The following is a 12,692-nucleotide window of genomic DNA, read 5'->3' as shown; positions in this document are numbered from 1 at the left end:
CAAGCCAAATCCCTCCAGAGACTAACGTCTCTTGCGTGATTCGTCTTGTGCCTGTCGCCCCTGACCAAGCCGCTTCCGCTTTTCTTTTTTTCCATACGAAAAAAGGAGGGAATGCCCCTCCTTATTCTGAGATTTCTAAAAAAATCTTTTTCTGTTGTGATGATCCTGCTGCATAAACTACGGTTCTAATTGCCTTCGCAACGCGCCCCTGCTTTCCAATTACCTTTCCCATATCGGTTTTGTTAACTGAAAGCTTATAGGTTACGCGCTGATCCTCTTCAATGACGTCAACGTTGACGTCGTCCGGAAAATCAACAAGGGGCTTAACGATCGTTTCAATTAGTTGTTTCATAAGAATCTCGAATTACTTGCTGTTTTTCACATTATGGAATTTTTCCATAATGCCTTGGTTAGAGAAAAGGTTACGAACTGTATCAGAAGGTTTTGCACCTGTTTGTAACCATTTAAGAGCTAATTCTTCATTGATATCAACGATCGCTGGATTTGCAACTGGGTTGTAAGTTCCAACTACTTCAATGTAACGTCCATCACGTGGTGAACGAGAATCTGCTACTACAATACGATAGAAAGGAGATTTTTTAGCTCCCATACGTTTTAAACGAATTTTTACTGCCATTTTAAATAAGCACCTCCGAATAGTATCACACAAGATAATATATTACCAATGAATAAAAAGTTTGTAAAGTGTTTTTTCTTAACACCTAAAAATTGGCTAAACAGATTAGCCGAAAGGGTTAAATGGTAGCTTGAAGCCGCCTTTTTTCTTCCCTTTTTGTTGCATGTTTGTCATTTGTTTCATCATTTTTTTCATGTCTTCAAATTGCTTTAAGAGGCGATTTACATCAGGAACCGATGTTCCGCTACCTTTAGCAATCCGTTTTTTGCGATTTGCATTAATGATTTCAGGATTGATTTTTTCTGCCTTAGTCATTGACTGGATAATCGCTTCGACATGAGAAATTTGCTTTTCATCAATTTGAACATTGTTTAAGCCTTTAATCTTATTGGCGCCAGGCAACATTTTTAAAATGTCCTCAAGCGGTCCTAGATTTCGGACTTGTCCAAGCTGATCAAGGAAATCATCTAAAGTAAAAGAGGCTGTGCGCATTTTTTGCTCAAGCTCTTTAGCTTTTTCTTCATCAACGCTAGATTGCGCTTTTTCAATCAGCGTCAGCACGTCACCCATACCAAGAATTCTTGATGCCATACGTTCAGGATGGAATGGCTCTAGGGCATCCATTTTTTCACCAAGACCGACAAATTTAATTGGCGTATTGGTAACCGAACGGATTGAAAGGGCTGCACCACCACGGGTATCACCATCAAGTTTGGTTAATACTACACCAGTTAGACCAAGTGTTTCATTAAAGCTTTGAGCCACATTAACGGCATCCTGACCAGTCATCGCATCAACGACAAGGAAAATTTCATCCGGTTTGGAAAGCTCTTTAATTTGCTTCAATTCATCCATCAGGTTTTCATCAATATGTAGTCGACCTGCTGTATCGATGAGCACATAATCATGATGCTCTTCCTTTGCTTTCGCAATCCCTTGCTTGGCGATTTCGACAGGACTAACCTGGTCTCCCAGAGAAAACACTGGCATGTTTAGCTGTTTCCCAAGCGTTTCTAGCTGTTTAATCGCTGCTGGTCGATAAATATCTGCTGCGACAAGCATCGGTTTTCGATTGTATTTTTTGCGCAATAAATTTGCAAGTTTTCCAGTGGTTGTCGTTTTACCTGCACCTTGCAAACCAACCATTAAAATAACGGTTGGTGGACGGTTTGATACAGCAATTTTACTTTGCTCTCCACCCATTAGCTCGGTTAATTCTTCTTTAACGACTTTAATGACCTGTTGACCTGGTGTTAGGCTTTTCAGTACTTCCTGGCCTTGTGCACGCTCACTAACTTTTTTGACAAAATCCTTTACTACTTTAAAGTTAACGTCTGCTTCTAGGAGAGCAAGACGGACTTCGCGCATCATTTCCTTAACATCAGCTTCGGAAACTTTTCCTTTACCACGAATCTTTTGAATCGTATTTTGCAGTCGGTCGGCTAATCCTTCAAATGCCATTTTCTTTGCCGCCCCCTAATCTAGTTTTTCGATTTCGGCAATTGCTGAAAGCAACTCCTGTTTAGACGGAGTGTCTGTTGCCAGCAGTTCTTTAATATGAGCTAGAAGTGTCTTACGCTCTTGGAATTTATTGAATAATGATAGCTTCTCCTCATATTCCTCTAGCATTGCTTCTGTTCGCTTAATATTATCATACACTGCCTGCCGGCTTACGTCATACTCTTCAGCAATTTCTCCAAGGGAAAAATCATCTAAATAATATAGGGACATATAGCTGCGCTGCTTTGGTGTTAACAACGATTGATAAAAATCATACAGGTAATTCATGCGTGTTGTTTTTTCAAGCATCGCCGATCCCCCTTGTTAAGTGAAAAGCCTTTACAACGTAGTTTACACAAAAAAGGCGTATGATGTCAAGATACGCCTGATTTTTCATGTGACAAACTAGCAATCTTTTATTTTATCGTACGTCTCTTTATTACATATCACAAACATTTTTGCCCCTTCAGCAATTCGTTCATTTGATCGTCTGGCAATATCGAGATTGCTACCATCTGATATTAACGTTGCTCCCAATTCAAAAAGCTCCATTGCCGCCTCTTTATACGTTTTCCAATGGGGCTTTTTATTGATTTCATATAAATTCTCTTCATCTGCATTACTGAGTAACTTTTTAAACAAACGACTGGAACCTGGATAGATAGCAGCCTGGGCCATCAATTTTGACACGGATTCCTTGGATAATACAAATTCATCGACCTTTGCATATTCAAATAATGAAATATGGTGCTCCTTCATAATTTCAACAATTGTATAAATATTCTTGTTATAATGCTTTGAAATTGATTCCACTCTTGAGGCAATTAGCAATGTTTTTCCGTCAGCGAATTCGGATAATTCAATCCGTTCATCTGTAAAAATCGAGACAGATTTCGACTCGAGAATATTTGCTTTTAGCAGCACTTCTTCTGAGGCAGGGTCGCCACTGATAAAATGAACACGTTCATGGTCAATAGGGCATTTATTAGCATTATCGATTATGACAATGTCAGATTTGGTTTCAGTACAGATGATTTCTTCAAGTACATTTGTCATTTTCTCTTTAGAAGAGCCTATTAAAATGTAATGATCGGACCCGGAATATTTCAATTTCCCTTCCTCCTTGAGTTTACGATACAAACTAAAGCTTTCAAAAATCTTCCCAATTATTAAACCCATTGCGCCAATTCCTAATGTATACATCAATAGCATCGTAAATAAGCGTCCCCAAAAACTCGTTGGATAAAAATCGCCATAGCCTACTGTTACAATCGTTGTCATTGTCCACCAGAGTGCATCAAAATAACTCGGGAATGTTTCAGGTTCAAACAATTTAATGATGAAACTGCAGCCCAATATCATTAAAAATGTAATGCCTAATAACTTTTTTAAAGCAACCTTACTAAGCTTGGAAAAAATTTTATGTAAAATCCACATAGTAACCCTCCGTTACTCGAGTTTTACTTCATTCCAATCGGTAAAAAATAAGATAGATTGTCCGTAATTCGATTCCCAATTCTTAAGCCCATTCCACTAGGATGTCCGTTAATTAAAAAACTACCAATAATCCAATGTCCAGTTTGCTGACCTTTTTCAGAACAAAACTGAGTAGTTGGTAGCTCGATATAGCGTTGATAGATTGGGGTGAAGCCAGTATATGTTGTTTGAGAATCAGCTAGAAGTAAATGACCGCTACCATCATAAATTTCAACAGTATCACCTTCGCGGCCAAAGGATGGTTTTTTCACGAAAGATTGAGCGTTACTAAGAAAGTAATCAGGTTCAAGATATGTCGGAAGAAAATGCTCTTCAATCCATTCGTGCTCTATTTCAGAAAAAAAAGAATTACGTTCTTGATGCAGCCCCCAAATGACAGCTTGAACTGCTTTATTTTGCAATAAAAAGGCGGAAGGTGGATTAATCATTTTCAATTTGTTCATCTGAACTAACTCCAATAGCCATAGACCAATTGGATTTCCCTCATCATCTTGATCCTGTATTAAATTTTCAATCGGGAAAGTTTGACGGTATAACAGATCGATTTTATTACCCATATCATCGTATAGGCCCGATCCTCTTATAATCTGAAGATGATGGAGCGGGACAAAGCGAGAAGGTAAATGACAGATTTGTTGAAGGTAGCGCGTTGTATTAAAATCCTCCACATGGTCATCATGGGCAGTAAAGACAATATGACAGGGTTTACTAGTGTCGAGATGAGCTGAAATACTTGCTTGCACTTCTTTAGCGAGCAACATTTCCATTCCAGTATTCGGATTGCCTAAACCAAATTCCTTACACAGCATTCCATTTACAGAGAACACTTCCTTAATAAAGGTCGGTGTATCAGCATTGATTTCTATGCATTTGATGGAACCACCTGTGTAAACAAGGTCCAGCCTCGAAATCACACTTTCAGACGTGAGCGGTGCTAAACGAATAAAGGAGAGAGTTTCACGCGGGAAACCCATCTCCACTAAAATATCATCCTCAACATTGCGCAGTAATTTTGCTATTTTAAAATAAATCCTGCCAATTCGCAACGTTGCTAAGCGGACTTGGTCAACAAACTCATGATTCGCTCGATACACATCATACAACGCATATTCTTCCCCATAAAGATCAGGCCAAAAATTCTCCATTTTTTCGTAAAAATGCTTTCGATTTTGGTGATAGGTAGATTGGAACATGTGAGTACTCCTTCTATTCGGCCTCAATTTCTTTCACATACACGACGTAAACACCGCGATCTTCGTCAATTTCCGTTGAAGTTGTATACATCTGACCAACAAATGGAATATCGACGACATCCTTTAATAAAAAGCGAATCACTTCAAAATGTGAATCACATGGGCGGACATGAAGCAATCGATAATTTTCTTCAGGCAGTGAACTACGGAACTCTACATTCATACCTTTACCGCGATAGCTTTGTTCATCTGGTAACTGATGATTTGGCCCCATTTCTTCAAGCACAAGGATTTCTTCATTGCCTTGCATTTCGTTAGACATCAATTGATATTGAATCCCTTTCAAAATGAAATAGGTGCACAATTGGCGGGCGTAAATTTCATCGACGCCTACCTGAGGGACCTGATATTCATAAAATGGTTCATATTCTTCGTTACCTCGATCAATAAAATAGGTAAGCTTACGCACCGCATTCACCTCCGAACGGTATTCTTAGTATGTTAAGCACTTTGCTACAACCCAACCTACAGCTAGCGAAAGGGAGAAAAGCATGACACCGACAGCGCGGTTATCTTCTTTTATCGCATTTTCAATGCTAAAACGAATCGTTAACACTTCGGCTAAAATAAAGCAGATGATTTGGGCAATAATCCCAACTGCGCCCCAAACCGCCATATCAAGCAGGTCCAATGAGTTTTCTGCAGCAGAACCAAGCACGATTGCTAATCCAACCACTTTTCCACCTAGCGAAAGGGCTGCTGTTACATTCTTCTGGGCAATAAGTTGAAATTCTCTAACCTTTGTTGTTGAAATTTCAAAAAGAAATACTCCGACCAACAATAATCCTAGTGAGACTAGTAAGTACAATCCAAAATTTATATATAAGTCCATTTTCAATCCTCTTTTCCTGAAGTTTATCCTCCAAAGCTTTTTGAACCGCTGCCAAAACCTTTACTAGCTTTTCCACCTTTGAAAGAACTACTTTTCTTGTATTTGGCATAAGCTTTATTGTTATACAATGATGATTTGGAACTATAGTAGCTTCCGCCATAGTAGTAGTGTCCGTAGTAACCAGAATATTCATCGTCACATTCCCAAACACCATCATCGTAATCCCATTCCCATTCGTCGCAATCGTAATCATCTGGCTCCGGCGGTAAATCACTGTCTCCACAGCCTGCTAGTCCAATTACTAATGCAGTTGATGAGATTCCGGCAATAATTTTATTAGTCTTATTCATACAAATCCTCCCCTCTGAAAGAAAAGCGCAAGCGCCTTACTCAGCGCACGACAGGACTGAAGCCCTTCCGACCGAGATAAAGGAAACACGATGAGCACGTGAGTAGCAAATCGATGTTGACTTATCGCAGGGAGGAAGGGTGAAGTCCACTAGTCGCTAGGCGCTTGCGCTAGACACTAAAAATATCCTTCATTATTTTATCATGAAAATTTTCCTTTGATTACTAAAAATTAACAAAAAAAAAGAAACTGGGACAGAACTAAATCATTCGCTATTAAAACCGAATGATTTTTATGAGGGACTATATTAAAGTTCAGTGTTGATTTTCATGTAGGTATGAGAATCTAAATAAGAGTAGAATTTCCTCTTATTGTATGTAAGGGGGGCTAAATGAGCTGAAATAAGAGTAGATTTTCCGCTTAACTACTCCCCAAAAGACAAAATCAACTGATTTTTATGAAATAAGCGAAAAAACTCCCGTTATTATAATGGAAATATGCGTCTTTTCCAAAATAAGCGTAATTCTTCCACTTATTTTCAAACACAAGGAAATCAACATTCGGGTTAACAAACCCTCAAGCAAAAAAACTGCACTTAATGTGTGATCCAATCCACATTTATTTCAGGGTAGCTCTATAGAAAAAGGAATTAAAAAATCGAACTATTAGGAAATTCTAAGTTAGAATTTCCTAATAGTTCGGTATTTTGTTTAGCTGAAAAACTTATGTCCCAGCCTCATTAATTTATTTACATAGAAAATCTTGTCTATTCTTCCTCTTCAACCTGATTGGCGAATAATCCATAAACATATTGTTCTGCATCAAATTTCTGAAGGTCATCCATTTTTTCACCGAGTCCAACAAATTTAACCGGAATGTTTAGCTCATTTCGGATCGCCAAAACGATTCCACCTTTTGCCGTACCATCAAGCTTAGTCAGCACGATTCCACTTACATCGGTTGCTTCTTTAAATGTCTTAGCCTGTATCATCGCATTTTGACCTGTTGTCGCATCCAGTACTAACAACACTTCATGAGGAGCACCCGGGATTTCTCGTTCAATTACACGTTTAACCTTTTCTAGCTCTTTCATGAGATTGACTTTATTTTGAAGTCGGCCAGCTGTGTCACAAAGTAGAATGTCAGCTTTACGAGCTTTGGCAGCCTGAATCGCGTCGTACATAACTGCAGCTGGGTCAGAACCTGCACCTTGCTTAATTACCTCGACACCTACACGCTCTCCCCATACTTCAAGCTGCTCAATCGCACCAGCACGGAAAGTATCTCCGGCAGCCATTAAGACGGTCTTGCCTTCTGACTTAAATTTATGACCAAGCTTCCCAATTGTCGTCGTTTTACCTACACCATTTACACCTACGAACAGAATGACGGTTAAGCCTGACTCCTGAATGTTTAATTCAGAAGTAGCCTCTGTTGTTCCACCTTGATAGATATCTACTAATTTCTCGGAAATGACAGCCTGAACCTCTTGTGGGTCTTGAATGTTTTTCCGCTTTACTTCCATTTTCAATTCATCGATTAACTCCATGACGGTATCAAAGCCAACATCAGCACCGATAAGAATTTCTTCGAGCTCTTCGAAGAAATCCTCATCGACTTTTCGATAGCGGGCAACAAGATCATTGACCTTTCCGGAAAAATTATCACGGGTTTTCGTTAAGCCTTGTTTAAATTTTTCAGTGACTGTATCCGTTTGCTTAGAAATTTTCTCTTTTAACTTTTTAAAAAAACTCATGTTTTCACTTCCTCGCCAAATGAATCGTTATGATTGAACTAAATCCTGTGTTTCTTCTAATCTTACAGACACCAGTTTTGATACTCCTGATTCTTGCATCGTAATTCCATATAGTACATCTGCTTCTTCCATCGTTCCTTTACGGTGGGTAATAACAATAAATTGCGTTTCACTGCTATATCGTTTTAAGTAAGCACTAAAGCGGCTAACATTCGCTTCATCAAGTGCTGCTTCCACCTCATCTAGCACACAGAACGGCACTGGTCGTACTTTTAAAATAGAGAACAGTAGGGCAATCGCCGTTAAGGCGCGTTCTCCACCGGAAAGTAGGCCAAGGTTTTGTAGCTTCTTTCCTGGAGGCTGGGCAACAATTTCAACCCCTGTGTTTAATAAATCATTCGGATCGGTTAAGCGCAAGTCAGCCCTCCCGCCTCCAAATAGAGCTTTGAAGGTTGGTTCAAAGTGTGAGCGGATTCCCGTAAACGTTTGCTCAAACCGCTTTTTCATTTCATCATCCATCTCACTGATTACTTGATATAGGGTATCCTTAGCATTCTGCAAATCCGTTTTTTGTTCTAATAAAAATTCATAACGCTCTGAGACACGCTCGTATTCATCGATTGCACCTAGATTTACTGTTCCCAATTCTTCGATAGACTTTTTAATTAGCTTCACTTTTTTCCGAGCCTCTTCAATGGACATGGTCAACGGATAATCAGCCTTAGCAGCGTCAAATGTGAGCATGTACTCCTCACGCAAGTGTGAAAGGCGCGTTTCCAGCTCAACATCAAAGCGGTTCAGCTTTACTTCTTCATCCTTTAACACCTCGACTAAGCCTTTATGCTGCCGTTTTAGCTCTTTTACCTCAAGCTCCTCATCTTCAAGCTCTAACTGCAGCTTCACTCGCTCGTCGCGTCTTGCGGCAATAAATTTAATCGTTTCAGTTTTATCGTCGAACATTTTCTTCGCCGCTATCTCAAGCTGTTCCTCACCTGAAGAGTTATTTGTCATCTCAGAAGATAGAAGCTGTAAATCGTCTTGAATCGTCATTAACTTCTCTTGATTTTCTGTTAATTCCAGCGAAGTTCGATTAAGGGTTTCATTCGCAAAGGTTAGCTGTTCCTTTTGGGAGGCCAGTTCGACTTTCAAATCATTAATTTCTGACAGAAGCGCATCCTTTGAAGTTGACTCATCACTTTTTTGCTGTGACAGCTGCTTAATCTGTTGATCTAACGCTTGGATCGCATCATTTAGCTCGTCAAGCTTCTCAGTTAGCTCTGTCTTTCGGGCATTGAGGGCATTCTTGTCTTGGTCAGATTGGTTTCGCTCCATATCATATAGTGCCAATCGTTCATTAACATTTTTTTCGGCCAGTTCAATTTCTCGCAAATCACCCTTTAAGGCTTGTTCATGAATCCGAAGCTCTTCACCTTGTTTACGAAGTTGCTCCAATTCTACTTCCTGAGCTTGATTATCGGCCTTTAGCTGCTTAACTTGCTGTTCGAGCTGAGATGTTTTCTGGTCCATTTCAGCGATTTTTACCTTTAGCTCTTCAAGCTCACTTTTACGACTCAACAACGAATTGTTTTTCTGCTTGATTGCTCCACCTGTCATTGAGCCTCCTGGATTGACAACATCTCCGTCAAGGGTCACCAGACGACAGCGATATTGAAGCAGCTTTGCTAATTCGTTCGCTCCTTGTAAATCCTTTGTAATGACTACATTGCCCAACAGGTTTTGGATGATTTCCTGATATTTAGCATCAACACTAATTAATGATGAAGCCACGCCAATAAAAGATGGATGTTGCTTAATGGCATCGATTTGATAGGCCGCCAGGCTTTTCGCTTTTATCACGGATAATGGTAAAAAGGTAGCTCGACCATAGGAGTGCTTCTTTAAGAACGCAATTGCACTGCGGGCATTTTGTTCTGTGTCAACAACAATATGCTGCATAGCAGCACCTAGCGCTATTTCCATTGCAGTCTCAAATTGCTTCGGCACAGTAATCAATTCTGCTACTGCCCCTTCAATCCCCTGCAAAGCTCCATTACGGGCCTTAAGTACTTCCTTTACGCCTTGGAAGAACCCCGAGAAATCCTCTTCCATTTCTTCGAGCATTTCCTTCCGTGATTTCGATTGCTGCAAATATTGATAGGCTTGATATAGTAGCTTTTCCTGCTTTTCGTATTGATTTTTTAATGTTTCAAGCTTCCGCTGCTCCTGATAATAGAGCTGAACCTGTCCCTCAAGCTTTTTACTTGCCTCTGAGAGTTTGGCTAAAGCTCCTTCTTTGTTTTGTTTGATTTCCTCGCGTTGCTGCAGAAACGTCTCATTATTTTCATCTAATCGACTATTTCTAAAATTTTGCTGCTCTAGTTGCTGCTCAATATTGCGAAGCTCATTTTTGCTACTTGCCTGGTCATTTAGCAATTCAATATAATCACTTTTTAATGATTCAATCGTCTGTTCAATATTTTCACTAAAAGCCTCAAGCTGACTAAGCTTTTCATTTAAATCCTTTGTTAAGGCACTTGCAGCAGCCTTAAGCTTATCTACATTCTCAGTTTGCAGCTCTTTATCGCTTGCGAGCTCCTCAACCTTCGCATTTAGCTCAGCAACTGTCTTTTCAAGCAACTGCTTATTTTGTGATGCATTTTTCTTCCGTTCCTTCAAAACTTCCTTGCGCCCCTCAAGCTTCTCTAGCTCCTCTGTAACCTTGAGCAAAACAGCCTGCAAATCATTGATAGATTCATCGATGGCGAAAATCTTATCACGCTTTTCTTCTATTTTTGCCTCTTTAATTTGCAGCTGATTGGAAAGCTTAAGTTCATCCTCCTGATGCTTCTCCAAATCATTGGAAAGCTTTTCCCATTTCGCATGAAAATCTTCAATTTCATAAACCGTTAAAGCGACTTCAAAATGCTCTAGATCCCGTTTATTTTCCAAATAATCCTTTGCCAGTGAGGCCTGGATTTTTAACGGTTCTACCTGCGCTTCTAGCTCATGAAGAATATCGCTGACCCGATTTAGGTTTTCCTGGGTTTCTGCAAGCTTGTACTCCGCTTTTTTCTTTCGATTTTTATATTTTAAGACACCCGCTGCCTCTTCAAAAATGGTTCGGCGATCCTCGGCTTTACTGTTGAGGATTTCCTCAACCTTTCCCTGACTGATAATCGAGAAAGCTTCACGACCTAATCCTGAATCCATAAACAAATCAATAATATCCTTCAGTCGACAAGCTTGTTTGTTAATCAAAAATTCGCTGTCACCTGAGCGATAAACACGTCTCGTTACACTCACTTCATTGTAGTCTACAGGTAGGAATTGATCCTCATTATCGAGCGTCAAGGTTACTTCCGCAAAATTTAACGCTCGCCTCGTATCACTGCCGGCAAATATGATATCCTCCATTTTTGTACCACGGAGAGATTTAGCCGATTGTTCTCCTAATACCCAGCGAATCGCGTCGGTAACATTGCTCTTTCCACTACCGTTAGGACCAACGACAGCAGTGACACCTGGAACAAAATCGACGGAGATTCGTTCGGCAAATGATTTAAAACCAACGACATCTAAACGCTTCAAAAACATGCTGCTACCTCCAATTTGTCAAATGCCCCTAATGTGTCTACTGTTCTAGTTTCTGTTCTTTTTGGATAAATGCTTTAAGCTGTTCAAGCGCCATTTGGGCAGCATGCTGCTCAGCTTCCTTTTTCGATCTTCCTGTTCCAGTTCCTAATTCCTTCCCATTTAATGAAACACGGGAACAAAATTCACGATTATGAGCCGGACCTTTTTCTTGAAGTATTTTATACTCAAGCGAACCAACGCCATCACGTTGGACCAATTCCTGCAATTGGCTTTTAAAATCCATCACATGAGAAAAAGCACCAGAGTCTATTTTTGGGAAAACAACCTTTTCTAAAAACTGAATCACGCTATCGATACCTTTATCTAAATAAAGGGCACCAATGAAAGCTTCAAATACATCGGCCAATAATGCCGGTCTTTCTCTGCCACCGGTCATTTCTTCGCCTTTGCCAAGGAGGACTAACTGTCCAAACTGCAGCTCATTGGCAAAATAAACAAGTGAAGGTTCACATACAACAGCTGCACGAAGCTTTGTCAGTTCACCCTCGCTCATCATTGGATATTTCTTGTAAAGGAATTGTGATACTGTCAGTTCTAAAACGGCATCCCCCAAAAATTCTAGCCTTTCATTATCTTCATAAGGCTTTTTACGATGCTCATTCACATAGGATGAATGTGTGAAGGCTTGCTTTAATAAATTGATATTCATATAATCAAAACCAATCCGTTTTTGAAAGTCCTTAAATTGGTTTTCTTTTGCGCGACTAAGTTTTATTTCTCGATCATTTCCATTTTTGCGCATACTAGTCTCCACCTTGATAATATATTCAACATGTCCACCCCAAGAAATTTAACTTTGGAATGAAACACGATAATTAATTCCAAACGTCTCACTTAACTATCTTACAAAAAAAAGAACTCTTTACGCAAAGAAACTTGGAATGTCAGTACGACAGCCCAAGTTAAAATGTGTACAAAAATTACAGAATAAAGCCCCGTTGTAAAAACGGAGCTTTAAAAAGACATCTAACGATTAAAGTGTGCTTTTTATGTAATTCACAGCGTCACCAACTGTGGCAATTTTCTCAGCATCATCGTCAGAAATTTCCATATCAAATTCATCTTCTAATTCCATAACTAGTTCTACTACGTCTAAGGAATCAGCGCCAAGATCTTCTTTGAAAGAAGCTTCTAATTTTACTTGAGATTCTTCAACACCTAAACGATCAACGATGATTTTCGTTACACGTTCTAATACATCTGCCATTGCTTTC

At 39.6% G+C, this 12,692-nt stretch carries 13 protein-coding genes; all 13 read right to left on the bottom strand.

The genetic code is table 11. The features are described 5' to 3' along the window. Positions 1 to 121: 121 nt before the first annotated feature. On the bottom strand, positions 122 to 352 hold the full coding sequence (locus FXW34_RS01225) for a KH domain-containing protein (protein ID WP_147532092.1): 231 nt from the start codon (positions 350 to 352) through the stop codon (positions 122 to 124). A 12-nt stretch (positions 353 to 364) separates the two neighbouring features. Next, positions 365 to 637 (bottom strand): 30S ribosomal protein S16, encoded by a 273-nt coding sequence (rpsP, locus tag FXW34_RS01220; RefSeq protein WP_147532090.1) that lies wholly within the window; start codon positions 635 to 637, stop codon positions 365 to 367. Positions 638 to 742: 105 nt separating this feature from the next. Beyond that, positions 743 to 2,098 carry a signal recognition particle protein gene (ffh, locus tag FXW34_RS01215; protein WP_147532088.1) on the bottom strand — a complete coding sequence of 452 codons (1,356 nt, stop codon included), beginning with the start codon at positions 2,096 to 2,098 and terminating at the stop codon, positions 743 to 745. A gap of 15 nt (positions 2,099 to 2,113) precedes the next feature. Beyond that, positions 2,114 to 2,446, bottom strand: coding sequence for a putative DNA-binding protein (locus FXW34_RS01210; RefSeq protein WP_147532086.1), 333 nt, complete (start codon positions 2,444 to 2,446; stop codon positions 2,114 to 2,116). Between the two features lie 96 nt (positions 2,447 to 2,542). Then, the gene (locus tag FXW34_RS01205) at positions 2,543 to 3,574 is read right to left on the bottom strand and encodes an ion channel (RefSeq protein WP_147532084.1); all 1,032 of its coding nucleotides are present in this window, start codon (positions 3,572 to 3,574) and stop codon (positions 2,543 to 2,545) included. A 23-nt stretch (positions 3,575 to 3,597) separates the two neighbouring features. Next, positions 3,598 to 4,827 carry a glutathionylspermidine synthase family protein gene (locus FXW34_RS01200; protein ID WP_147532082.1) on the bottom strand — a complete coding sequence of 410 codons (1,230 nt, stop codon included), beginning with the start codon at positions 4,825 to 4,827 and terminating at the stop codon, positions 3,598 to 3,600. 13 nt (positions 4,828 to 4,840) lie between these two features. After that, positions 4,841 to 5,296 carry an RNA helicase gene (locus tag FXW34_RS01195; protein WP_147532079.1) on the bottom strand — a complete coding sequence of 152 codons (456 nt, stop codon included), beginning with the start codon at positions 5,294 to 5,296 and terminating at the stop codon, positions 4,841 to 4,843. 24 nt (positions 5,297 to 5,320) lie between these two features. Next, a complete protein-coding gene (locus tag FXW34_RS01190) occupies positions 5,321 to 5,719 on the bottom strand; it encodes a DUF350 domain-containing protein (protein ID WP_147532077.1) in 399 nt (132 codons plus the stop codon). 23 nt (positions 5,720 to 5,742) lie between these two features. Next, positions 5,743 to 6,069 (bottom strand): aminotransferase yhxA, encoded by a 327-nt coding sequence (locus FXW34_RS01185; RefSeq protein WP_147532075.1) that lies wholly within the window; start codon positions 6,067 to 6,069, stop codon positions 5,743 to 5,745. Positions 6,070 to 6,834: 765 nt separating this feature from the next. Continuing rightward, the gene (gene ftsY, locus FXW34_RS01180) at positions 6,835 to 7,824 is read right to left on the bottom strand and encodes a signal recognition particle-docking protein FtsY (protein ID WP_147532073.1); all 990 of its coding nucleotides are present in this window, start codon (positions 7,822 to 7,824) and stop codon (positions 6,835 to 6,837) included. Between the two features lie 27 nt (positions 7,825 to 7,851). Next, positions 7,852 to 11,418, bottom strand: a complete 3,567-nt coding sequence (gene smc, locus FXW34_RS01175; protein ID WP_147532071.1) for a chromosome segregation protein SMC — start codon at positions 11,416 to 11,418, stop codon at positions 7,852 to 7,854. A 37-nt stretch (positions 11,419 to 11,455) separates the two neighbouring features. Beyond that, positions 11,456 to 12,220, bottom strand: a complete 765-nt coding sequence (gene rnc, locus FXW34_RS01170; protein ID WP_147532069.1) for a ribonuclease III — start codon at positions 12,218 to 12,220, stop codon at positions 11,456 to 11,458. Between the two features lie 231 nt (positions 12,221 to 12,451). After that, positions 12,452 to 12,685: an acyl carrier protein gene (acpP, locus tag FXW34_RS01165; protein WP_147532067.1), complete on the bottom strand. Its 234-nt coding sequence runs from the start codon at positions 12,683 to 12,685 to the stop codon at positions 12,452 to 12,454. Between the last annotated feature and the right edge of the window lie 7 nt (positions 12,686 to 12,692).

Source organism: Bacillus marasmi, assembly GCF_902168435.1.
Lineage (GTDB): Bacteria > Bacillota > Bacilli > Bacillales > Cytobacillaceae > Bacillus_BU > Bacillus_BU marasmi.
This window is presented reverse-complemented; position numbering and strand designations above follow the sequence as displayed.